The sequence below is a fragment of the Alcaligenes sp. Me129 genome (genome assembly GCF_050487245.1).
GTDB lineage: Bacteria > Pseudomonadota > Gammaproteobacteria > Burkholderiales > Burkholderiaceae_B > Alcaligenes > Alcaligenes phenolicus.
Window position 1 is genome coordinate 83016 of sequence record NZ_JBKQGX010000005.1, and the last position, 23757, is coordinate 106772.

General features: G+C 57.7%; 22 protein-coding genes. 12 read left to right on the top strand and 10 right to left on the bottom strand.

Annotated features, from left to right (window positions below; translation table 11 throughout):
- Positions 1 to 106 precede the first annotated feature (106 nt).
- Positions 107 to 1978 carry a DNA mismatch repair endonuclease MutL gene (gene mutL / locus ACLPGZ_RS07185; protein WP_239055184.1) on the top strand — a complete coding sequence of 624 codons (1872 nt, stop codon included), beginning with the start codon at positions 107 to 109 and terminating at the stop codon, positions 1976 to 1978.
- Positions 1975 to 2913 (top strand): tRNA (adenosine(37)-N6)-dimethylallyltransferase MiaA, encoded by a 939-nt coding sequence (gene miaA, locus ACLPGZ_RS07190; protein WP_115634191.1) that lies wholly within the window; start codon positions 1975 to 1977, stop codon positions 2911 to 2913. Before mutL ends, miaA begins: the two co-directional genes overlap by 4 nt.
- A gap of 100 nt (positions 2914 to 3013) precedes the next feature.
- Here miaA and ACLPGZ_RS07195 read toward each other — a convergent pair whose 3' ends face one another.
- Positions 3014 to 4474 carry an NCS1 family nucleobase:cation symporter-1 gene (locus tag ACLPGZ_RS07195; protein WP_022983477.1) on the bottom strand — a complete coding sequence of 487 codons (1461 nt, stop codon included), beginning with the start codon at positions 4472 to 4474 and terminating at the stop codon, positions 3014 to 3016.
- A gap of 285 nt (positions 4475 to 4759) precedes the next feature.
- A complete protein-coding gene (gene purM, locus ACLPGZ_RS07200) occupies positions 4760 to 5809 on the bottom strand; it encodes a phosphoribosylformylglycinamidine cyclo-ligase (RefSeq protein WP_022983476.1) in 1050 nt (349 codons plus the stop codon).
- 54 nt (positions 5810 to 5863) lie between these two features.
- Between purM and hda the strand changes: the two genes are divergently transcribed.
- Genes hda through folK form a run of 4 tightly spaced genes read left to right on the top strand, consistent with a single transcriptional unit; the run spans position 5864 to position 9139 of the window.
- On the top strand, positions 5864 to 6562 hold the full coding sequence (gene hda, locus ACLPGZ_RS07205) for a DnaA regulatory inactivator Hda (protein WP_022983475.1): 699 nt from the start codon (positions 5864 to 5866) through the stop codon (positions 6560 to 6562).
- A 3-nt stretch (positions 6563 to 6565) separates the two neighbouring features.
- Positions 6566 to 7267, top strand: a complete 702-nt coding sequence (locus tag ACLPGZ_RS07210) for an HAD family hydrolase (protein WP_009461280.1) — start codon at positions 6566 to 6568, stop codon at positions 7265 to 7267.
- A 10-nt stretch (positions 7268 to 7277) separates the two neighbouring features.
- Positions 7278 to 8657 (top strand): polynucleotide adenylyltransferase PcnB, encoded by a 1380-nt coding sequence (gene pcnB / locus ACLPGZ_RS07215; RefSeq protein WP_009461279.1) that lies wholly within the window; start codon positions 7278 to 7280, stop codon positions 8655 to 8657.
- A 29-nt stretch (positions 8658 to 8686) separates the two neighbouring features.
- Positions 8687 to 9139 carry a 2-amino-4-hydroxy-6-hydroxymethyldihydropteridine diphosphokinase gene (gene folK / locus ACLPGZ_RS07220; protein WP_060185774.1) on the top strand — a complete coding sequence of 151 codons (453 nt, stop codon included), beginning with the start codon at positions 8687 to 8689 and terminating at the stop codon, positions 9137 to 9139.
- Here folK and ACLPGZ_RS07225 read toward each other — a convergent pair.
- The 5 genes from ACLPGZ_RS07225 to ACLPGZ_RS07245 all read right to left on the bottom strand — a co-directional run bounded on the left by ACLPGZ_RS07225 (position 9123) and on the right by ACLPGZ_RS07245 (position 14953).
- Positions 9123 to 10643: a UdgX family uracil-DNA binding protein gene (locus tag ACLPGZ_RS07225; protein ID WP_239055183.1), complete on the bottom strand. Its 1521-nt coding sequence runs from the start codon at positions 10641 to 10643 to the stop codon at positions 9123 to 9125. The two genes, folK and ACLPGZ_RS07225, sit on opposite strands and share 17 nt — an antisense overlap.
- Before the next feature lie 52 nt (positions 10644 to 10695).
- Complete coding sequence (locus ACLPGZ_RS07230) at positions 10696 to 11901, bottom strand: putative DNA modification/repair radical SAM protein (RefSeq protein WP_009461276.1); 1206 nt, start codon at positions 11899 to 11901, stop codon at positions 10696 to 10698.
- Between the two features lie 139 nt (positions 11902 to 12040).
- A complete protein-coding gene (locus tag ACLPGZ_RS07235; RefSeq protein ID WP_022983473.1) occupies positions 12041 to 12319 on the bottom strand; it encodes a hypothetical protein in 279 nt (92 codons plus the stop codon).
- A 219-nt stretch (positions 12320 to 12538) separates the two neighbouring features.
- The gene (locus ACLPGZ_RS07240; protein ID WP_429641107.1) at positions 12539 to 13726 is read right to left on the bottom strand and encodes an MFS transporter; all 1188 of its coding nucleotides are present in this window, start codon (positions 13724 to 13726) and stop codon (positions 12539 to 12541) included.
- 24 nt (positions 13727 to 13750) lie between these two features.
- Entirely contained in the window at positions 13751 to 14953 is a 1203-nt protein-coding gene (locus tag ACLPGZ_RS07245) for an MFS transporter (protein ID WP_239055180.1), read from the bottom strand.
- Between the two features lie 133 nt (positions 14954 to 15086).
- Between ACLPGZ_RS07245 and ACLPGZ_RS07250 the strand changes: the two genes are divergently transcribed.
- Positions 15087 to 15674, top strand: coding sequence for a TetR/AcrR family transcriptional regulator (locus ACLPGZ_RS07250; protein WP_035271028.1), 588 nt, complete (start codon positions 15087 to 15089; stop codon positions 15672 to 15674).
- 325 nt (positions 15675 to 15999) lie between these two features.
- On the opposite strand, the gene ACLPGZ_RS07255 is transcribed toward ACLPGZ_RS07250, so the two are convergent.
- From ACLPGZ_RS07255 to ACLPGZ_RS07265, 3 genes are read right to left on the bottom strand one after another with little or no spacing between them, the layout of a single operon-like run.
- Positions 16000 to 17520, bottom strand: a complete 1521-nt coding sequence (locus ACLPGZ_RS07255; RefSeq protein WP_239055179.1) for a fumarate hydratase — start codon at positions 17518 to 17520, stop codon at positions 16000 to 16002.
- 39 nt (positions 17521 to 17559) lie between these two features.
- Entirely contained in the window at positions 17560 to 18327 is a 768-nt protein-coding gene (locus ACLPGZ_RS07260) for a crotonase/enoyl-CoA hydratase family protein (RefSeq protein WP_060185623.1), read from the bottom strand.
- Positions 18328 to 18377: 50 nt separating this feature from the next.
- Entirely contained in the window at positions 18378 to 18623 is a 246-nt protein-coding gene (locus ACLPGZ_RS07265) for a hypothetical protein (protein ID WP_162089543.1), read from the bottom strand.
- Here ACLPGZ_RS07265 and glyQ point away from each other — a divergent pair.
- From glyQ to ACLPGZ_RS07290, 5 genes are read left to right on the top strand one after another with little or no spacing between them, the layout of a single operon-like run.
- Complete coding sequence (gene glyQ / locus ACLPGZ_RS07270; RefSeq protein ID WP_026485201.1) at positions 18570 to 19475, top strand: glycine--tRNA ligase subunit alpha; 906 nt, start codon at positions 18570 to 18572, stop codon at positions 19473 to 19475. The two genes, ACLPGZ_RS07265 and glyQ, sit on opposite strands and share 54 nt — an antisense overlap.
- Complete coding sequence (gene glyS / locus ACLPGZ_RS07275; RefSeq protein WP_239055178.1) at positions 19475 to 21607, top strand: glycine--tRNA ligase subunit beta; 2133 nt, start codon at positions 19475 to 19477, stop codon at positions 21605 to 21607. The genes glyQ and glyS overlap by 1 nt, the downstream gene beginning before the upstream one ends.
- Positions 21607 to 22146 (top strand): D-glycero-beta-D-manno-heptose 1,7-bisphosphate 7-phosphatase, encoded by a 540-nt coding sequence (gmhB, locus tag ACLPGZ_RS07280; RefSeq protein ID WP_026485199.1) that lies wholly within the window; start codon positions 21607 to 21609, stop codon positions 22144 to 22146. The genes glyS and gmhB overlap by 1 nt, the downstream gene beginning before the upstream one ends.
- A 1-nt stretch (position 22147) precedes the next feature.
- Positions 22148 to 22897 carry a lysophospholipid acyltransferase family protein gene (locus ACLPGZ_RS07285; protein WP_009454973.1) on the top strand — a complete coding sequence of 250 codons (750 nt, stop codon included), beginning with the start codon at positions 22148 to 22150 and terminating at the stop codon, positions 22895 to 22897.
- Positions 22863 to 23744, top strand: a complete 882-nt coding sequence (locus tag ACLPGZ_RS07290; protein ID WP_060185621.1) for a M48 family metallopeptidase — start codon at positions 22863 to 22865, stop codon at positions 23742 to 23744. Before ACLPGZ_RS07285 ends, ACLPGZ_RS07290 begins: the two co-directional genes overlap by 35 nt.
- The last annotated feature ends 13 nt before the right edge of the window (positions 23745 to 23757 follow it).

Sequence of the window (23757 nt, forward strand, 5' to 3'; positions counted from 1 at the left end):
GACCAGACCGACACCATAGAGCAAGCGGTTAAAATAAGCCGCTACCGTTTGAAACCCGTTGAACGTGTAATGTTCAACCCTGAATACACACAAGGCCAGCCGCCCTATGTCATCAAGACGCCGTATTATCCCACTCCCGGACTTGCTTGTAAGCCAAATTGCAGCCGGTGAAGTTATCGAGCGCCCGGCATCTGTCCTGAAGGAATTGCTGGAAAACGCGATTGACGCCGGAGCCAGTGCCATCGAGATTCGCCTGGACGGCGGCGGCATACGCCGCATCTCTGTCAGCGACGATGGCCACGGCATCACCCAGGAAGAATTGCCCCTGGCGCTGCTGCAACATGCCACCAGCAAGATTCGCTCGCTGGAAGAACTGGAGTCCGTGGCCTCCATGGGCTTTCGGGGTGAAGCCCTGCCCTCAATTGCCTCGGTAGCCCGCCTGACGATTAACTCGCGCACTCAGGACGACCCGCACGCCTGGGAGTACTCACTGGGTCAAAGCGAACCCCAGCCCGCCTCCGGGCAGATTGGCACGCATGTGGATGTACGTCAGCTATTTGACGAAATCCCTGCCCGTCGCAAGTTCCTGCGTACGGAAGGCACGGAGTACGGCCATTGCGTGACCGCGCTGGAGCGCATCGCCCTGGCACAGCCGCAAATCGCTTTCCGACTGTTTCACAATGACAAGCCCCAACGCCACTGGCGCAGCGGCACACTGGAGCAACGCCTGCTGGATATTTTGGGCAAAGAGTTTATTGAGCAAAGCCTGCCTGTCGCCCAGGAGCAAGGTCTGATCAGCTTGCGTGGTCTGGTGATTCACCCCGCCCATGCTCGCCCCAGTGCAGACAAACAGTTCTTGTTCGTGAATGGCCGTTTTGTGCGTGATCGTACTGTGTCACATGCTATACGCAGTGCTTATGCCGATGTACTGCATGGAGATCGCCAGCCTGCCTATGCCCTGTTTCTGGACATTGCCCCATCCACGCTGGATGTGAACGTACACCCCGCCAAGCACGAGGTTCGCTTCCGGGACAGCGGTGCCGTGTACCGCTTCGTGCTGCAATCTGTTGGACAAACCCTGGCGCAAGGCAGCATGGCCGGCGAAACGCCTGTTGCCGCCATGCCTTTGCCTGAAGGCGCTACCCAGCCTCCTATAACGGGCACACCCTACCCTTCGGCCACGCCTGGCGCACCCAGCAGCTCCTACACCAGCAGCGAACCCGCCATGCCGTATAGCCATCCGGCCCGCCAAGGCTGGCAATCCAGTTTCAGCCTGCGCGAGCCATCTGGTGGCGGCAGTGTCGATTGGAAAAGCATGTATCGCCCGATTGAACCTGCTTCCAGCAACACGCCAGTCACCAGCTATCAAAGCGAGGCAGACAGCACAACGGACGAGTTTCCCTTGGGCATGGCCCTGGGCCAGTTGCACGGCATCTATATTCTGTCCGAAACCCGTCAGGGCATGATTCTGGTGGACATGCACGCCGCACATGAACGCGTGGTCTACGAACAATTGAAGCAGGCTCTGGATGGCCGCGAACTGCCTCGTCAGGATCTGTTGGTACCGGTCGTATTCAGTTGCTCGGAAAGTGATATCGCCTTGCTGGATGAGCATCAGGAAACCCTGGCCGATCTGGGCCTGAGCATGAACCCGGCAGGCCCCACCACCATGGCCGTGCGTGCCGTCCCCGCCCTCCTGGCCCAAGGCGATATCGAATCGCTGGCCCGTGCCGTACTGCGCGATCTGGCCCAGGTAGGCTCGTCACGCCACCTGGATGAGCAACGCAACGAACTGCTCTCCACCATGGCCTGCCACGGCGCCGTACGCGCCAATCGTCGCCTGAGCATCCCCGAGATGAACGCCCTGCTTCGCAAGATGGAACAAACTGACCGGGCCGACCTGTGTAATCACGGCCGCCCCACCTGGTTCCAATGGAAGCTCAGCGAGCTGGACAAACTTTTTATGCGTGGACAATGAACGATTTACCCATTCTGTGCCTGGCTGGCCCGACGGCCAGTGGCAAAAGCGCAAGCACGCATATCCTGGCGCAACACTGGCCGATTGAAGTGATTGTGATGGACTCGGCCACGATTTACCGTGACATGGACATTGGCACCGCCAAACCCAGCGCCGAAGAACAAGCCGCTATCCCCCACCACTTGCTGGATATACGCGACCCGGTAGAGAGTTACTCAGCCGCAGAGTTCGCCACCGACGCGACCCGTCTTATTCAAGAAATCCGGACGCGCGGGCATTACCCTGTGCTTTGTGGCGGCACCATGCTGTATTACAAAGCCTTGCGCGAAGGCTTGAACGATTTACCGCAGGCAGACCCTGCCATTCGCCAGCAACTGGATGAGCGTGCCCAGGAGATTGGCTGGCCCGGCATGCACGAGGAACTGACCCGCATCGACCCGGTGACAGCTGCCCGACTGGCTCCCCGCGACAGCCAGCGCATTCAACGTGCGCTGGAGATTTTCCATATCAGCGGCAAGACCATGAGTGACTGGCTCAAGGACAAAGCCCAGCCGCAAGAAGAGAGCCATCAGTACGTCACCATGAGCCTGGAGCCAGAAGATAGATCCTGGCTGCATAAGCGCATTGCGGCTCGCTATCACGACATGATCGCGCAAGGGCTGCTGCAGGAAGTGGAGAAGCTGTACCAACGCCCTGATTTACATCCCGGTCTGCCCTCCATTCGCTGTGTGGGCTATCGGCAACTGTGGTCGTATCTGGACGGCGAAGTCAGTCTGGACGTGGCGATCGAACAGGCGATTGCCGCGACTCGCCAGCTAGCCAAACGTCAATTGACCTGGCTACGCTCCGAACCCGAACGTCTGCAATTCAACTGCCAGAGCCCGCAAGCCGCCGAGCAGATTGTGCAAGCGGCACGCCAGATCTGGCCAGCCTGATACACCAGGCTCGCTCGTAGGAACGGCCCCTTGACGGCCGGATAGTATCCGACTGCCAAGGGGCCGTTCAAAGAGACCATTTTTTTACCCGAGACGCCTCTTACACCGAAGCGCTGCTCAGCTTGGGCAAAACTTTGGTGCGCATGGCCACGTATTGGAACGCGCCACCCAACAAGGCACCAATCAGCCAGCCGTAACCCGCCATATTCGCCAGCGCAGGCACCCAGACGGTCGCTACCGAGAACACCGCCGCCAGGAAGAAAGCGGCCATTGCACGCTTGTTCCAGCCGTTCTGGAAGTAGTAGGTACCGCTTTCTGCCAGGCTGAACAGATCCGACACCACGACACGCTGTTTGCGGATCAAGTAGAAGTCCACAATCATGATGCCGTACAAGGGAGCCAGCAAGGCGCCCAAGGTATCCACAAAACCCGTAATGCCGATAGCGCTGATCAAGGGCAGCCACAAGGCACCGATAAAGAAAGCAATTACGGCTGTCAGAATGCCGCCCATCTTGGCAGAGATCAGCTCGGGCTTGAGGTTGGCCAAATCAAAGGCCGGTGGAATAAAGTTCGCCACCAGGTTGATACCCACGGTTGCGGCAAAGAAGGTCAAAGCCGCGATCACGGTCAAAGCCAAACTATCGACGCGATCCACAATATCGGTAGGGTTGGTCAAGGTTTCGCCAAACAACACAGCTGTACCGGCGGTAATGAACAAGGCCAGGAAGGAGAATACGGCCAGGCTGACAGGCAAGCCCATGAAGTTACCGATACGCATGCTGCGCTCGTCTTTCACAAAGCGCGAGAAGTCGCCGTAGTTGATCACAACGGCAGCAAAGTACGCCACCATAGTGCCCACCACCGCACCAAAGGCCATCAAGGGTCCGCCTTCGTAAGAGCCTTTACCGGCAAAGATCTCACCCACTTTATCGAGCAAACCACCGCCAGCCTTGTACCAGATCACGGCCAGCAAGGCGAACATCACCAGATACACCAACGGGCCCGCCCAGTTCAGGAAGCGCGTAATCCACTTCATGCCCATCAGGAAAATACCCAGCTGCAGGATGCAAACCACCACGTAAGACACCCACCCCACCCAATCCAGCCCCAGGAACAAGGCTCCGCCGGGATGATCCAGCAAGGCATTGAACAACAGCGCCAAGGCCGTGGAGGCAAAGTAGGTCTGCACGCCATACCAGAAAATGGCCACAATTCCGCGCACAAGAGCAGGAAACTTGGCGCCCTTCACCCCCATGCTGATACGGGCAATCACAGGATAGGGAACGCCATACAGCACGCTGGGTTTACCGCTCAGGTTCACCAGTCCCATCACAATAAAACCGGCCAGCAAGATGCCAGCAAACACGGCCCAACCATTCAAACCATAAGAAATGAACAAGGTGGCGGCCAAGGTGTAGCCAAACAGACTTTGAATATCGTTAGACCAGACGTTGAAAATCTCGAACCAGCCCCACAAGCGTTTTTGTCGTGGCAAAGGCGCCAAGTCTTCGTTGTGCAAAGCAGGATGCGGGTCTTTCAAAGATAAATCGCTGTGCTCCATTTTCTTCCCCCTAAGAAATTGCTTCTAACATTTCAGCTGAAATTTCTATGTGCTTGCCGCTACTGTAGGAGCCTTGCTGTTCGGGGAACATTATGGAATGTACGAGTAATACCTAAATTCGGATTAGCTCGAAAAACGACATAATCAAATCCATATAATATTTATTTAAAAAACAAATACATCAGATTCGATGCGGTAATACAGGGCAATTCAAAGCAGGATGCAGGAATAAAAAAAGCCAGCTTGATGAGCTGGCTTTTTTACTGACGGAAAGATCAGAGGTTTTTAGACCACTTCGGTCTGTGCCTGACCTTCCTGACGCTCCAGGATTTCGCCCAATTGGTAGACGGTTTCGCCTTGCTCGGACAAGGTGGCGCTGATGGCGTCTGCCTTGTCAGCCGGAACAATGATGATCATGCCGATACCGCAGTTGAACACACGGTACATTTCTTCGTCGGCCACGTTACCGTTGCTTTGCAACCACTGGAACAAGGCAGGCATGGTCCAGGAATCGCGCTTCAGTCGGGCAGTCAGGTGCTTTTGCAGAATGCGTGGCACGTTTTCCAGCAAGCCGCCGCCCGTGATGTGAGCCAGGCCCTTGATGTCCGCACCGTGGGCAGCCAAGGCAGCCAGCACGGATTTCACGTAGATGCGGGTGGGTTCCATGACCACGTCAGCCAAAGGACGGCCATCGAGCTCGTCGGTAGGCTTGGCGTTGGCGTGCTTGAGAATCTTGCGAATCAGGGAGTAACCGTTGGAGTGGGCACCGCTGGAAGCCAGACCCAGGACCACGTCACCAGGAACAATGGACTTGCCATCGATAATGCGCGATTTTTCTACCGCTCCCACTGCAAAACCGGCCAGGTCGTACTCGCCTTCGGGGTACATGCCGGGCATCTCTGCCGTTTCACCACCGATCAGGGCACAAGCGGACAGTTCACAACCCTTGGCAATGCCGCCAACTACTTGAGCTGCCGTGTCGACCGACAGCTTGCCGCAGGCAAAGTAATCCAGAAAGTACAAGGGTTCTGCGCCCTGGACTAGAATGTCGTTGACACTCATGGCCACCAGGTCTATACCCACAGTGTCGTGGCGCTGCCAGTCAAATGCCAGGCGTAGTTTGGTACCAACACCGTCGGTGCCGGACACCAGAACGGGCTCTTTAAGGTGGGTAGGCACTTCAAACAAAGCGCCAAAGCCTCCGATTCCAGCCATGACGCCTGCACGCATGGTTTTGGCAGCCAGTGGTTTAATACGATCGACCAGGGCATCGCCCGCGTCGATATCCACGCCTGCATCGCGGTAGGTCAAGGAAACAGAAGTAGTGTTTTTCATGGGAAAAGCCGTGGGATATGTGAAAATTGCGAGTTGGACGAAATTGTACGACACATGACCGAGCAACTGATTCTGGATATATCTCCAGCACCGCCTGCCTCTTTGGACAACTTTGTTGCCGGAGCGAATCAGGCTGCGTTGCAGGCTCTGCGTCAATGCAGTCCAGGACGCGCGGTTTACCTGTGGGGACCGCCCGGCGCAGGTCGAACACATCTGCTGCGGGCGATGGCCAGTCAAGACGACAGCCGCTATTTTAGTTCAGATACACCCTCCCAGCCCATCTTTGACATCGCTACCGATGACAAAGCCCCTCCCAGCCTCTTGGCCATCGACGATATCGAACGTTTTGACGAGCACGGACAGGCTGCCGTATTTGCACTGTACAATCGCTGGCGCGAGTCGGCCACCCGGCCAGACGCCTTCACGCTGCTGGTCTCCGGCGACCGGGCTCCCAAAACCATGTCCGTGCGCGAGGACTTGCGCACACGCCTGGGCTGGGACCTGGTATTCAGGCTGGAGTACCTGTCGGACGCCCATCGGGCCGAAGCCATGCAACAGCGAGCCGCTGCCCGCGGTCTGCAACTGCAAGCGGAAGTGCTCAGCTGGATACTGACTCACTACGATCGCGATATGAACCGCTTGAGCGCACTGATCGATGCGCTGGACAATTATTCACTGGTAAAGAAACGCCCCATCACTTTACCCCTGCTCAAAGAACTTCTGGCCAACAGCCAGACCCAATCTTCTAGTTGAGTCATGACTGCTTCTTCTTTTATTGCCCTGTTTGATCTGGACCACACTCTGCTTCCTTTAGATAGCGATTACCAGTGGGCTGACTTCCTGGCCCGTACCGGCCGCGTCGGTGACCCCGCTGAAGCCATTCGTCTGAATGAAGACCTGATGGAACGCTATAACCAGGGATTGCTGACGGCCGAGGAATCGGCCGAATTCATGTTGGGCCTGCTCACCAATGCCAGCCAGGAAGAGTTGCTGGCCTGGCAGGACGAATTCATGCAGGCCGTGATCCTGCCCTCGATCAGCCCCGCTGCACGCGAACTGTTGGCCCAACATCAGGACCAAGGCCATCTGGTGGCGATCGTGACCGCTACCAACGAATTCGTGACACGCCCCATTGCTGCGGCATTGGGCGTAGACCACCTGATCGCCACCACCCCCGAAATGAAAGACGGCCGCTACACCGGCAAGATCAGCGGCGTGCCCAGCTTTCAGGCTGGCAAGATCACCCGTGTAGAACAGTGGCTGCAAACCATGGGCAAAACTTTGGCCGACTTCGAGCGCAGCTGGTTTTACAGCGATTCGCCCAACGATCTGCCCCTGATGGAAGTGGTGACCGACCCCGTGGCAACCAACCCCAGCGACAAGCTGCGTGCCGTGGCCACCGAACGCAATTGGGTCGTCATCGATTTGTTCGCTGACATGATGGACAGCAAATCGTAAAATCAGACGCATGCTCAAGCGAACAATAAAAACATTTGTCGACCGGCTGCTCAAACCAGCCAAAAGCGCGCGTCCCAAAGGGCCGCGCCGCTACACACGAGAAGAACATGGCATAGACCGGCGTCTGGTCTCGCGTCATGCCATCAAAGTGTGCGAGGTCCTGAACCACGAAGGCTATCAAGCCTATGTCGTGGGCGGCGCGGTGCGCGATTTGCTGGTGGGCCTGGAGCCCAAGGACTTTGACGTGGCAACCAACGCCACACCCGAGCAAATCCGCCCCCTGTTCCGTCGTGCCCGCATCATTGGCCGTCGCTTCCGCCTGGTTCACGTGGTGTTTGGCCAGGAAATCATCGAAACCTCGACCTTCCGGGCCGATGATAGCGGCAAGCAAACGGACGAACATGGCCGCATCCTGCGCGACAACGAGTACGGCACCATCGAAGACGATGCCGCACGCCGCGACTTCACACTGAACGCGCTGTACTACGATCCCCTGACTGAAACCGTCATCGACTACCACAACGGGGTAGCCGATCTGAAAGACCGCCAGGTACGCATTATTGGTGATGCGGAAACCCGCTATCGCGAAGACCCGGTGCGCATGCTGCGTGCCGTGCGCTTTGCCTCCAAGCTGGATGCCACCATCGAACCGGCAACGGATGCGCCCATTCGTTCCTTGTCGCGTCTGATCGAGAACGTACCCGAGTCCCGTCTGGCTGACGAAACACTCAAGCTGCTGAACTGCGGCCACGCCATGGACTGCATCCAGCGCCTGCAGGCGCTGGGTCTGCACAGCAAGCTCTTGCCTATGGTCGAGCCGGTTCAACGCCTGCCCGGTGGCTCTGAATTCCTGGATATGGCCCTGGCCCGCACCGACACCCGCGTTCGTGCTGGCAAATCGGTCAGCCCCAGCTTTATCTATGCCTGCCTGCTCTGGAAGCTGGTCAAGCAAGAATGGGAACGACGCAGTGCCCAGGACATGCATCCCCAGCAAGCCTTGCTGGAAGCCGCCGACCTGATCCTGGAAAAACAAAGCCGCATCATGCCGATTCAAAAGCGCTTCCAGTCGGATATGCGCGAAATCTGGTTCATGCAGCCCCGTTTTGAGCGCATCGCCAATCGCGCTATCTGGCGCATGACGGAACAACCTCGTTTCCGTGCCGCTGTGGATTTTTTACAACTACGCGCCGAAGCCAAAGAGGTGGATAGCGTGCAGGCGCAGTGGTGGATGGATCTGGCCGATGCCGGTGATGAAGAACGCAGCAATATGATTGCCGTACGTAAACCCGCTGGCACCGCCGCTACCGGCTCGCGCAGCGGCCAGCGCCGTACCCGCCGCCGTCGCTCCAACGCCAAGCGCAGCAACGCAACGGGTGGAAGCGAATCGTGATTCCAGGCAGCACCACCGTTTTCGTCGCCATGGGCGCAAATCTGGGCGAAGCACGACAAACTCTGGACACAGCAGCGGCTGAACTGGCCGCTACTGCTGGCATCCAGGATCTGACGCTGGCCCATTTCTACAGCACGGCTCCCGTCGATTCCAGTGGCCCGGATTACGTCAATACAGTCGTTCGCTTCACCTGCACCCTGGCTCCCGAGACCTTGCTGGACCGTCTGCAACACATCGAGCAAGAGCACGGCCGCACGCGCCTGTACCGTAATGCACCCCGTACTCTGGATCTGGACTTGCTGCTTTACGGGCAAGAGCAGATCAACACGGAGCGGCTGATCGTACCCCACCCCCGCATGCATGAACGTGCTTTTGTGCTGGTACCGCTGGCTGATCTGGCTCCTGAACTTGAACTGGCTCAAGGCCACATCAGGGAGTTACTGGTCAATGTGCAAGATCAGGAAATCAAGCGGCTGAGTTGATACCCGCGGCCAGGCCCTCGTCCGTAGCGGAGCCTGTCGCCAGCCGCCATCCCATTTGCAAGACCTGGGTAATACTGCTGACAATTTCCTCGCGGCGGGCCGCAGAGTCCACACGCAGCGCATACGAAGGATGCCAAGCTGCAATTACCCACGTCTGCCCTAAAAGAAACGGCTTGGCCAAATACTGAGCAAGCGGCACTTGGGTTCCCAGCAAAGCAGTCAAGGCCGTCGCTCCCAAGGTGACGATGACAGCAGGTTCAAGACGCGCCAGCTCTTCTTGTAACCAGTGCCCACATGCCTGCACTTCGGCTTGAGAGGGGCTGACATGCAAACGCTGCTTGCCTCGCCCTTTCCATTTGAAATGCTTGACGGCATTGCTCAGATACAGCGCATTGCGTTCAATACCGGCACGCTGCAAAGCCTGATCCAGAACCCGCCCTGCAGGACCGACAAAGACACGCCCGGCCAAATCCTCGTAATCACCGGGTTGCTCGCCCAGCAACATCATGCGCGCTGTTGCCGGGCCTTCTCCCGGCACGGCTTGCGTAGCATGTTCCCAAAGGCCGCAGCGACGACAGGCTTCCAGTACAGACGGTTCACTGCGGTAAGGCTGTGCGCTGTGGGCCTCCACCGCGACTGACTTGCCTGGCATCCGGGCTACCGCACTAAACTGCCCCACTCGCCGGGCGCCATTACGTGCCTCGCTAATCATGGCGGGAATCAAGCTGGCTTCGGGCAGGCCTTTCCAGAATCGCACTGGCATGCTCTGCTGCAGAGCGGTTTCATTCAGCCGAGCCGGATTGAAAATGCTTTGGTAATAGCGCAACCACAAGGCCTCCACCTGATCATCGGCCGGGCCAGCCCGTAACGCCTCTATATTGTCGGGGGCATCCTGCAGCTGCAGATTCCGACCATCCCACAGTGCAAGCCCTTGCGGCGTCGCGATACACCACGACGTGCCCCCCATGCGTTTGGAGAAATAGTCTGCAATCCACTCCAGCACATCATGCTCGGGTTCAAACCAGGCCCAGTACTCGGGCTGCATGCCCTTGCCACAATGGCGGAACCGTACATAAGCCATCATGTCGTGTTTTTCCTTACGCACCGCTTTGGCCATCTCGTACAAACGGGCACCATCTTCGTCTGCTACAGACTCCACACTGCGATCACCCTGATGCCAGCGCCACAGGACACGGTAAAGTAAAGCCCAACGCGCCGGCGCACGACACAGGGCCGCATCCTGCAGCAAGGCAGCCAGCCCTTTGGAAATACGCACAGACACACTGGAAACGGGCTGCTGCGCCTGGGGCTCTTGCAAGGAAACAGGAGAGGGAAGCGGCGCATGGGACGCTTCATACTCCAACCCGATTTGCTGCCCTTGCCGCCCTAAATCCGGGCTTGCTTCTGCCCAACAAAGCTCCTCCGGCGACCAGCCCTCGGCCAAAGCGCGTAATGCCTGCTCGCGCCAGGCCAGATAACCGCCGTTCACCATCAGAGTCATCATGACTGTTGGCTCCTGCTGCCAGAAAGAAGCAAGGTCGTCACACAAGGAGGATTCATAGCAAGCTCAGTTGCTGCGGATTGCTCGAGAGCATGCGTCGCAGCTTGTCTGACGCGGCTTCAGCAAGGCCGGGACGGTAATCCTGGACCACTACAAACGGCTGCAATGTCTTGATGGAACACCGCAAGCGAATCAAGTCCTGATATCGGATCGCCCGCATCTGACGAAGCTCGACCAGGCGCTTGGCATTGCGTATGCCTATACCCGGAACACGCGCAATCAGACGCTCGGGCGCCCGATTCAGATCTACCGGAAAAACCGCTCGATTGGACAAGGCCCAAGACAGCTTGGGATCAATATCCAAGGGTAAATCGCCCTTATCCTGAAACAGCTCCTCGGCCCGGAAACCGTAGCTACGCAGCAGGAAATCGGCCTGATACAGACGATGCTCCCGCAAGAGCGGCGGCGGCTGGGCTGGCAGCGCCGACGAACTGTCCGGGATGGGGCTGAATGCCGAGTAATACACCCGCTTGAGCTTGTAGGCTCCGTACAAGGTCTGCGCCGTTTGCAAGATATTGCGGTCATCCGCTGCATCCGCACCGACAATCATTTGTGTACTTTGCCCGGCAGGCACTTTAGGCCGCTTCTCCTCCTGAGCCTGTTCCTGGGACAGACGAATGACGCCCATGGCGCGCTTGATCGTATGCCCACTTTTCTCGGGCGCAAGACGGCTCAGGCCAGCGTCTGTGGGAAGCTCGATGTTGACGCTGAGGCGGTCTGCATAAAGACCAGCCAACGTAATCAGCTGGGGATCTGCATCAGGAATGGTTTTAAGGTGGATATAGCCGCGAAAATGGTGATCTTCGCGCAAGGAGCGCGCCACCTCGACCAGGCTCTCCATGGTGTAGTCCGAACTTCGTATGATGCCCGAGCTCAGAAACAGACCATCTATATAGTTACGCCGATAAAAATCCAGCGTCAGATCAACCACTTCGGCAGGCCGAAAACGCGCGCGTGGCACGTTGCTGGAGCGCCGGTTCACGCAATACAGGCAGTCATACTGACAAAAATTGGTCAGCAGTATTTTGAGCAGCGATACGCAGCGCCCGTCAGGCGTAAAGCTATGACAGATGCCGGCCCCCGTACTGGCCCCAAGACCCGTACGCCCACGGGAATCCCGTTTGGGCGCGGCACTGCTGGCGCAAGAGGCATCGTACTTTGCCGCGTCGGCCAGAATCTCGAGTTTGCGCGATAGCTCCATGATCGAAATACTGTATATAAAAACAGCATTATACAGTTTTCGCTCAAGGCGTCACTTATCCAGAAAACGTTCAAAGAGGGCAAGCGGCCTGGCCTGACCGGCAAAGGACAAGCCAGGCAAACCAGTTCAAGCTAAAGGATCACGCGTCCAAAAGCTTGATCAAGGCCTCTTGATGATTGGATCGAGCTTCCAGCAATTGCCGCCCTTCTTCGGTCAACATGGCTATCAGGGGAGCGGGGAAAGGGGAAGGAGTCTGCGTCGTTTGCGGGATGGCTTGGACTAATCCCAGCGACTGTAATTGTTCAAAAACTGCTTGTTTCTTGTGCCAGGGGGTTTGGCGTAAGCGCACGAGCTCAAGAGTGTTCCAGATTGTGGGGTTGAGCTGCGGAATAGTGATGGAGCGCTGAAGTTGCGTCATACAAGGCCCTTAATTAAGACCACCCATACCGACGTTGTGTGCCCATAAGGGAGGTCAGCCAGAAAGCATCCCTATACCGTACAACATAACGATGTACAGAATATTTCAAGGAGTTCTGACAGACATCGTCGCAGCGCTCCTCCAAGACTCCAATAAGCAATAACCCGCGCTTGCGCCCTGGCAAACCCGGAAAAATCAGTCCGGGCCCGTTTTTTCTGCTCATTTTTTTTGATGCAAAATTGTTCCGAAAAGCAGCAAAAACACAACAAACGATCCGGCTCCAGCCAATCCCAGATTCGCGCTTAAACCGTAGGCATCCACAGTCTGCCCGCCCAGCCAGGAGCCAAGCGCTATGCCGATATTGAACACAGCCACGTACAACGCCGTAGCCACCTCAACAGCATTGGCAGCGGCCTTCATCATCCAGCTCATCAGCCCTACCGACACCCCGCCATACGCCAGGCCCCAAAGCAGCAAAATCGCACCTCCACTCAGCGGTGATCTACCCACTGTCAAGAAAAGCAAAGCAGTGATGCTTAGACCCAACGCTATCGCCATCAAGCTGGCTTCAGTGCGTTTGGCCGCCGACATCCCGATCAGGAAATTGCCCACAATCCCGGCCACTCCATAAGCAAACAACAAGGCTCCTATCCATTGAACACCTATGCCGGAAACAGCCAGCAAAAGCGGACGCACAAAGGTAAATGCGCTGAAGTGCCCCGCGACCAGAATCAGGGTCAAGAGCAAACCAAACCATAACTGCCGATTGCCAAACTGCTCGGCGAACTGACGCCATGTGGTCGAGCGCGACACGGACAGGGGCGGAATCACGGCCAGATGGAAGATCAACACCAAAGCGCTCAGCAGCGCCATGCCGCCAAACGCCCAGCGCCATCCAGCCAGTTCACCCATCAATGCGCCCAATGGCACGCCCAACACAGAAGCGGCGGCAACCCCACCGAAGATGATCGAGGTTGCCAAACCTGCAGACTGAGCCAGAACCAGACGGGATGCCAAGCCACCTGCAATGGCCCAGATGCCTCCCATACAAAAACCAACCAGAACACGGGCGGCCAGCATCCAGCCGATGCTGGGAGCCAGGGCGGACGCTATATTGGCCATCACCAGCAAGGCCAGCAAACCGCACAGAATGCGGCGTCTGTCCACGCCACCAGAGGCCAGCACCACCAGAGGCGCAAACAGGGCTGCCAACAAGGCAGGCAAGGAAATCAGCAAAGCAGCCGTCCCCGTGGAAGTCTGCAAACTGTCTGCAATGGGAGTCAGTAAACTTACGGGCAGCATTTCCGTCGTGACCACAGAAAAAGTGGCTAGGCCAACGGCAATAACAGCCAGCCAGGACTGCCGCTTGCTGGGCTGCCCGGCCATGGATAGAGAAGAAGTATTCATCGCTACATGCTCAAAGAAAGAAGTCTAGACAGCGCAGGAGCGGGCTACTACAGGTGCGCGCAAACTTTGATAGCTGCACAAGGCAAGCAAGACGATCAGGGCAGCGGCATAGAGCGCAACCATAAAGCCGGAACTGGCTCCGCCCTGATCCACCATCCGCCCCGAAGCGGCAGCCCCCATAGCCACACCAATATTCAGACCAGCCAGCAGCCAGGTCATGCCCTCGGTTAATTGCTGCTCCGGCACCACACGCTCGACCAGCGACATGGCCACAATCATGGTGGGAGCGAAAAACAGACCAGCCAGCAAAACCGCCCCTGCCAGCTGTGCCACGCTGGCCACCAGCAATAAAGGCAAGGTCGTAGCGGCGGTAGCCAAACCGCCCAACAGCAGCAGGCGATGCAAAGGGATGTTCAGCTTCAAACCACCAAACACCAGACCTGCTGCGCAAGAACCCAGGGCGTAAGCCGACAGCACCAGGCTGGCCGCCCCCGGCTGCCCCATTTGCTGGGCAAAGGCCACGCTGACAATATCCACGGTGCCCACGATCACGCCCATGGCGACCATCAGCAGTGCCAGCAAACGCACACTATTCAGACGCAGGACCGAAGGGCGGCTGCCCTGCTCCTGTGCTTGGATCGGCGGCTCAGTCCCCTTTTGCAACAACAGAGCCGACACACCGGCAATCAGCAATAGCGCAGCAGCCAGCACACCGGCTTGTGGAAACACCAGGACCGCCAAACCCACCGACAAAGGCGGCCCGGCAATAAAGGTGACTTCATCCAGCACGGTTTCCAGCGAATATGCTGTTTGCAAGCGATCCTGCCCACGATAAATCGCCGTCCAGCGAGCACGCACCATGGCCGACATGCTAGGCATGAAACCGGCCAGCACCGCGCCTGCAAACAAGGTCCAGTCAGGCGCTTGCCACCATGTCGCCCCCAACAAGAGCAACAAGCCCAGAACACTAATGGCTGTTGCTAGCGGCAGAACACGGCTTTGCCCACGCCGGTCCACCCAACGGGACACCTGCGGCGACACCAGCGCATAGCTCAATACAAAGGAGGCGGACACCGCCCCCGCCAAGGCATAGCTGCCCCGCAGTTGCGACAGCATGGTGATGATTCCTATCCCTATCATGGGCAGCGGAATCCGAGCCAGCAGCCCGGCCAGGGCGAATCCCCGTGTGCCAGGCGCGGCAAAAAGTTCTCGATAAGGCTGAGCCATTACATTCTCCGTGAGCGCCCGCTTGCCACGACACGGTGATGCGTCGACAATACATACAGGGCGTATGTTTAAAATGATATATACATACGCTGTGCATGTAAATATACATTCAGATCGTATGTAAGGAGAAACTATGGCACGCCGTACTCGCGCCGAGATGGAAGAAACCCGCGCCACGCTGCTGGCCACCGCTCGCACTTTCTTTGCAGAACGTGGCTATGCCGACACATCCATGGACGAGTTGACGGCGCAAGCGGGCCTGACACGTGGTGCGCTCTACCATCATTTCGGTGACAAAAAGGGTTTACTGGCGGCGGTGGTCGACCAGATCGATGCAGAAATGGACGAGCGCCTGCAGGCTATTTCAAACAATGCCGAGGACGCATGGGACGGGTTTGTACGCCGCTGCCATGCCTATCTGGAAATGGCGCTGGAACCGGAAATGCAGCGCATTGTCTTGTGTGATGCCAAGGCCGTACTGGGGGGCGCATCACCCGAATCGCATCAGTATTGCGTGGGTTCCATGGAAGGCTTGATTCAGGCACTGATGGATCAAGGTCGGATTGAACAGGCAGATCCCCACGCCCTGGCTTCCCTGATTTACGGCAGTCTGGCCGAAGCCGCCTTCTGGATTGCGCAGGGAGAGGATGGGGATGCCCGCTTGGTAAAAGGGCTGGCTGCACTGGATTTATTACTGCGCGGCTTGCTGATCAAGTCCTGAACGGGCGATGCTGAAAAAGCCAGTACCCAGGCAAAGAGCGGGTCTGGGATCATCTGCTTCTAACGGCAGGCAGATCAACAGATCGAATTCTTTTTTACGCGACATCTTGAGCCACCAGAAATATACGGCCCTGGCATCTATAGCGGTAATGAACCTCTCCTAAAACCAGAACATTCAGGCAGCCAAGCAAAGCTCATACAAACGACAGACATAAAAAAACCCGCATTGAATGTTGTGCTGACGCTGCTATTACAAGCAGACCAGAAACACTCAGGCGGGTTTTGTATCGATAGCGCCGGGAAGCCCAAGCTTCCCGTTTCACGTCTTACACAGCGACCAAAGAGATCTCTGCGATACGCTTGCGCCACTCGGCAGGGCCAGTGTTGTGCACGGACACGCCTTGCGAGTCCACGGCCACGGTCACGGGCATGTCCTGAACTTCAAACTCGTAAATGGCTTCCATGCCCAGGTCTTCAAAAGCCACCACTTTCGCATTGCGAATGGCCTTGGACACCAGGTACGCGGAACCACCCACAGCCATCAGGTACGCCGACTTGTGGGCACGGATGGCTTCAATCGCGGTTGGGCCACGCTCGGCCTTGCCGATCATGGAGATCAGGCCGGTTTTGGCCAGCATCATCTCGGTGAACTTGTCCATGCGAGTGGCCGTGGTTGGGCCTGCTGGGCCAACGGCTTCGTCACGTACAGGATCAACCGGGCCCACGTAGTAAATCACGCGGTTGGTGAAGTCCACAGGCAGGGATTCGCCCTTTTCCAGCATGTCCTGAATACGCTTGTGAGCCGCATCACGGCCCGTCAGCATCTTGCCCGACAGCAACAAGGTCTGACCTGGCGTCCAGGAAGCCACTTCTTCAGGAGTCAGTTCGTCCAGGTTCACCTGGCGGGACTTGTTGTAGTCCGGTGCCCAGTGAATGTCAGGCCAGGCCGACAGCGGTGGAGGTGCCAGCTCGGCGGGACCGTTGCCGTCCAGCGAGAAGTGCACGTGACGGGTCGCGGCACAGTTGGGGATCATGGCCACAGGCTTGGAAGCCGCGTGGGTCGGGAAGGTATTGATCTTCACGTCCAGCACGGTCGTCAAACCACCCAGGCCTTGGGCGCCAATACCCAGGGCATTGACCTTCTCGTACAGTTCGATACGCAGCTCTTCCAGCTTGTTTTGCGGACCGCGTTGCAGCAGCTCGTACATATCGATGTCTTCCATCAGGGCTTCCTTGGCCATCAGCATGGCTTTTTCAGCCGTGCCGCCCACGCCAATACCCAGCATGCCCGGAGGACACCAGCCAGCGCCCATCGTAGGAACCGTCTTGAGCACCCAGTCCACCAGAGAATCGCTGGGGTTGAGCATCACGAACTTGCTCTTGTTTTCCGAACCACCACCCTTGGCTGCCACTTGAATGTGGACCTGATCCCCAGCGACCAGTTCCACACTCACAATACAGGGTGTGTTATCGCGCGTGTTTTTACGGGTGAACAAGGGGTCGTTCAGGATGGAGGCACGCAGTGGATTATCCGGATTCAGATAACCGCGACGCACCCCCTCGTCACAGAGCTCCTGCAAGGAGCGCTTGGTATCAAAGCGCACACCCATGCCCACTTTCAGGAATACGTTCACCACCCCGGTGTCCTGACAGATGGGGCGATGGCCCTCGGCACACATGCGCGAGTTGGTCAGGATCTGGGCGATGGCATCTTTGGCCGCCGGGTTCTGTTCGCGCTCATAAGCGCGGGCCAGATGTTCCAGATAGTCGGTGGGATGGTAGTAACTGATGAACTGCACCGCATCAGCGATGGACTGAATCAGATCGTCTTCTTTGATCGTGGTCATGGTGGCGTCTATATAAAAAACGGGATGAACAAGGAGAAACTATTTGCCCTGCCAGACAGGTTCGCGCTTCTCGGCAAAAGCCGTCGCGCCTTCCTTGGCGTCTGCAGAGGTAAAAATGCCGGCGATACGGGGGCGCTGCAGATCGAACAGATCCGACTGACGCCAGTCGCGCGACTGGGAAATGATGCTCTTGGCGGTTTGCACGGCCAAAGGACCGTTGGCGGCGATCTGCTCGGCCAGTGCCAGCGCCTGCTCGGTAGTTTTGCCGGGTTCGGCCAGACGGCTGACCAGACCCAGTTCGGCCATGCGGGCTGCAGGGTACATACCACCGGTCAGCACCATTTCCATGGCCATGTGGTAAGGAATACGGCTAGGCAAGCGCACCATGCCGCCCGATCCGGGGACAATGCCGCGTTTCACTTCAGGCAGGCCAAAGTTGGCGCTGTCGGCCGCAACAATCAGGTCGCAGGACAGGGCAATTTCAAAACCACCGGCCAGGCAGTAGCCTTCCACGGCGGCAATCAATGGCTTGGCAGGCGGGCGCTCGCAAATACCAGCGAAACCGCGGTCGCCTACATAGGGGCGCTGGCCAGTCTTGGCAAAGGCTTTCAAATCCATACCGGCGCAGAAGGTATTGTTGGCCCCTGTCAGCACGCCTACGGCAATGCTGGGGTCGGCATCGAACTCATCCAGAGCCTGGGCCAGCGCCTGCGCGGTTTCCAGGTTGATGGCATTGCGTGCCTCGGGACGGTTCAAAGTAATCAACAACACCTTGCCGATACGTTCAAGCGTGACAAGTTCACTCATGGACCTAGCCTCCTTTAGACTGCCGCCCGAGATTCTGTTTCAAGATCAGGTCAGCAAATAAGCAGTATTTGGACAAACGCATATGATACGTCTAAAAACAACCTGACCGCCCGGTACACAGCGGCCTTGCCCATGGCCCGGACGGCCAAAATAGCCCATTGCGGGCGCTTTTCTGCTGCAAGGGCGCAGTTCACGCTAAAATAGAAAAATTTTGCAGATTCTCGCTTTACTGGCCATTGCTCATGCTCACCTTTCAGCAAATCATACTTACGCTCCAGCAATACTGGGACAAGCACGGATGCGCTCTGCTTCAGCCCTACGATATGGAAGTCGGTGCCGGAACCTCTCATACGGCAACCTTTTTGCGGGCCATCGGCCCTGAACCGTGGCGCGCTGCCTATGTGCAGCCTTCGCGCCGCCCCAAAGACGGGCGTTACGGGGACAACCCCAACCGCCTGCAACACTATTACCAGTTTCAGGTCGTGCTCAAGCCCGCACCTGAAAACATTCTGGACTTGTATATCGGCTCGCTGGAAGCCTTGGGCATCAACCCCAAAGCGCACGACATCCGTTTTGTTGAAGACGACTGGGAAAACCCGACACTGGGCGCCTGGGGTCTGGGCTGGGAAGTCTGGCTCAATGGTATGGAAGTCACCCAGTTCACCTACTTCCAGCAAGTAGGCGGTCTGGACTGCACGCCAACCACGGGAGAGATCACCTACGGTCTGGAGCGTCTGGCCATGTACTTGCAAGGTGTGGAAAGCGTCTACGATCTGGTCTGGACCGAAGGTCACAACGGCCAGCGCATTTACTACCGCGACGTGTTCCACCAGAACGAAGTGGAGCAATCCACCTACAACTTCGAGCACGCCAGCACCGATGTGCTGTTTGCACACTTCAACGACTACGAAGCCGAAGCCAAGCGCATCATTGACGTGCCGCTGGCCCTGCCCGCTTACGAGCAAACGCTGAAAGCTGCCCACACCTTCAATATGCTGGATGCCCGTGGCGCCATCAGTGTGACCGAGCGCGCTGCCTATATTGGCCGTATCCGCAATCTGTCCCGCGCTGTCGCACAGGCTTACTACGACTCCCGCGAACGCCTAGGTTTCCCCATGCTGAGCAACAAATCCTCGGAGGCCAAGTAATGAATGCCTCCACGACACAGCCTTTGCTGATTGAACTGTTCACCGAAGAACTGCCCCCCAAAGCGCTGCAACAGCTGGGGCAAGCCTTTAGCGAAGGTCTGCAAAAAGTATTGGGCGAGCAAGCCCTGCTGGCCCCGAACTGTGAAGTGCGCGCCTATGCTACGCCTCGCCGTCTGGCGGCCTGGTTCAGCGCTGCGTACCAGCAAGCCGAAGACCAGCCTTATACCGAAAAGCTGATGCCCGCCCATATTGGCCTGGATGCCAATGGTGAGATCGCCCCGGCACTAGCCAAGCGCCTGGCTGCCAAAGGCCTGGAGCATCTGAAGGCCAGCGACCTGCTGCGCGAATCCGATGGCAAGCAGGATTACCTGTACGCCAGCGGCATTGCCACTGGCGCCGCCCTGAAAGACGGGCTGCAAGAAGCTCTGGAATGGTCCATTACGCACCTGCCCATCCCTAAAGTGATGCGCTATCAGTTGGCCGATGGTGTCAGCAGCGTGCGCTTTGTACGCCCTGCTCACGGCCTGGTCGCCCTGTGGGGGTCGGACATCGTTCCCGTCAGCGCCCTGGGCCTGCAAGCCGGTCGCCAGACACACGGTCACCGCTTCATGTGCGATGTCCCCTTCGACATCCGTGATGCCGACAGCTGGGCCGCACAAGTCCAGGAGCAAGGCTGGGTGGTTCCTTCCTTCGAAGTTCGTCGCGAGCAGATTCGCACCGACCTGGAAGCTGAAGCCAAACGCCTGAACTCCACCTTGGGCAACGATCCCGAAGTGGAAGCCCTGCTGAACGAAGTCACCGCTCTGGTCGAATACCCCACCGTGTACGTGGGCCAGTTTGACGAGCAGTTCCTGCAAGTGCCATCCGAATGTCTGATTCTGACCATGCGTCTGAATCAAAAGTATTTCCCGCTGTTTGACCCCGCCACACAAAAGCTGACCAATCGCTTCCTGATCGTCAGCAATATGAAGGTGGATGATCCCAGCAACATCATCGAAGGTAACGAGCGTGTGGTGCGCCCCCGTCTGGCGGACGCTCAGTTCTTCTTTGAAACTGATCGCAAGCAAACTTTGGCCGAGCGTGTTCCTACGCTGGCCGGCAGCGTGTACCACAACAAGCTGGGTTCGCAGCTGGACCGCATCGAGCGCCTGCAGTCCGTGGCTGGCTACATTGCCAAGCAACTGGGCGCGAATGAAGAGCACGCCCGTCGTGCCGCTTTGCTGGCCAAGGCGGACTTGAACTCCAATATGGTGGGCGAATTCCCCGAGCTGCAAGGCGTGATGGGCGCTTACTACGCCCAAGGCGATGGCGAGCCCGAGGACATCGTGCTGGCTATTCGCGAGCAATACCGTCACCGTCTGGACCAGCCTGTCACAGAAGCCAGCCTGACCCAAGCCATTCTGTTCCTGGCCGAGCGTGCCGAAGTTCTGGTCGGTATCTGGGGCATTGGTCTGGCTCCAACTGGCGAACGCGACCCCTACGCCCTGCGCCGTGCGGCTCTGGGCCTGATCAGCGCCTACGAACAACTGCAAGCCGGTTCCCAATTGAAGGCCAATAGCCTGAATCTGGATACGCTGCTGAACACCACCGCTTCCTTCTTCAAGGACGGGGTTCTGGCCGATGACACGGTCGATGCGGTTCAGACCTTCATCTACGAGCGTTACCGCAATCAGCTCAGCAACGATTACGAGCGCAGCGTGGTCGATGCCGTGCTGGCCCTGCGTCCACCGCTGGAACAGGTTCACGCCCGCATTCAGGCTTGCGCCTCTTTTGCCCAACGCCCTGAAGCCGAGAGCCTGGCTGCCGCCAACAAGCGCGTCAGCAATCTGCTCAAGAAAGCCGAAGGCGAACTGGCAACACTGGACGACCAACTGCTGGTCGAGCCCGCCGAGCGCGAGCTGGCTACCAAGATTCAGGAATTGCAGCCCGTTGCCCAGGCCCAGTTTGAAGCCGGTGAATTTGATGCTTCCCTGGCCACGCTGGCCCAGGCCCGTGGTGCCGTGGACAACTTCTTCCAGGACGTCATGGTCATGGCCGAAGACCCTGCCATCCGTGCCAATCGCCTGGCCTTGCTAGCCAAGCTGCATGCACTGATGAACCAGGTTGCGGATCTTTCCAGGCTGGCTAACTAGTGAAACTTGCCATCATTGATCGGGACGGTGTCATCAACCATGACAGCGATGCCTTTATCAAAAGCCCACAAGAGTGGGAGGCCATCCCAGGCAGTCTGGAGGCCTTGGCTCGCCTGACCGAAAACGGCTGGAAGGTGGTCATTGCCACCAACCAGTCCGGTCTGGCGCGTGGTTTGTTTTCCATGACCACGCTCAATGCCATCCATGCCAAGATGCGCCGGGAACTGGCCTTGCTGGGTGGCTTTATCGACGCCATCTTTATTTGCCCGCACGGCCCGGATGATGGCTGCACCTGTCGCAAACCGGCCCCCGGCATGTTTCGCGACATTGCACATCGCTATGAAGTGAACCTGCAAGCCGTACCCTCGGTGGGCGATTCCTTGCGCGATCTGCAAGCGGCCAGCCAAGCCGGTTGTGCCCCCTGGCTGGTCCAGACCGGCAAAGGCATGCGTACCCTAGAGAAAGGCGGCTTGCCCGAAGGCACGCGCGTCGAGGCCGATCTGGCCGCTGTTGTCGACAAATGGCTCCACGGAAACTGATATGGGCATTATCCGCGCTTCACTCTATCAACTCTTTTTGTTGATTACCGTTATCCCCTACGCCTTTGCCTGCCTGATTATTGCGCCACTGCCCCTGGATATACGCTATCGCTTTACCACTGGCTGGCCACGTCTGGCTGTCTGGGGTGCGCGCACGATCCTGGGCATACGCTGGCAGACCAAGGGCTGGGAAAACCTGCCCGATGGCAAGGCCATCATCCTGTCCAAGCACCAGTCGGCCTGGGAAACGCTGTTCTTTCCTTCTTACATGCCGCGTCAGGTGTGCTTTGTGTACAAGCGTGAACTGCACAAAGTCCCTTTCTTTGGCTGGGGGCTGGCTTTGCTGCGCATGATTCCTATTGATCGTGCCAAAGGCCGGGATGCCTTTGAACAGGTGATCAAGATCGGGCAGCAGCGCATTGACGAAGGCCGCTGGCCCTTGTTGTTTCCCGAAGGCACCCGTACCGCCCCAGGCTCTACCGGCCGCTACAAGATGGGTGGCGCCTTGCTGGCCAGCCGTACTGGCACGCCCATTATTCCCGTGGCGCATAATGCGGGCGAATGCTGGCGTCGCAATGCCTTTATCAAGACGCCGGGCTTGGTTACTATCTCTTTTGGTCCTCCCATTGATCCTGCCGGGCTGACCCCTGAAGAAGTAAACCAACGCGTACAGACATGGATTGAAACCGAAATGCGCGTCTTGAATCCGGAACGCTATGACGGTCCCCCCACAACTGGCTCTGTTTCCTGACACGGCCTTTCCCCACCCGGCGCAGCGGCAAGAAAAGCCGCCCGCCGGTTCTGCTCTGCCCCCCAAAAGTGCCCTGACTGTCCGGCCCGAAAGCTTGCCGGAAGGCGTGCAATGGCAGCAGGTGCAGCTGGATGGCCACACCATTGGCTATCAGCTCAAACGCTCCCGCCGCCGTACCCTGGGCCTGACCATCAACGACAGTGGCCTGACCGTTGCCCTGCCCTCCTGGGTCAAGATCAGTCAGGCCGAGCAGGTGCTGCACAGCAAAAGCGCCTGGATACTGCGCAAGCTGCGCGAATACCAGCAGCGTCGTGAACAACTGGCCTTGCAAAGCCTGCAATGGGTCGATGGCGACACCCTGCCCTTTATGGGTGAGCCCATCCGCCTTAGCCTGAACCCGCAGATTCAGCAGGTACATTTCGACGGACGAGCCGGTCAGGTTCAAGGAGGTCAACGCCTGTCACTCCCCCTGCCCGTCGATGCCGAACCACAACGTGTTCAGGAACTGACTCAGGCCTGGCTGCAAAAACAAGCCAAACAGTGGTTTGAGCAGCGGCTGCAACATTATTTGAACCTGTCGGGCTTGAGTGCCAGCAAATTGCGGCTGGCGGCCCCTGCCAAACGCTGGGGCTCCTGCAACAGTGACGGCACGATTATGCTGAACTGGCGCCTGATACACTTTCACCCATCCATCATTGATTACGTCGTCGCTCACGAGGTCGCGCATCTGCAAGAGATGAATCACGGCCCACGTTTCTGGGCCTTGGTCGAAACGCTCTACCCTGATTTTGTCAATGCGCGCAATCAGTTACGACAATATGATCCAGGCACCCTGCCCCTGCTTTAAGGCAGGTTGAACT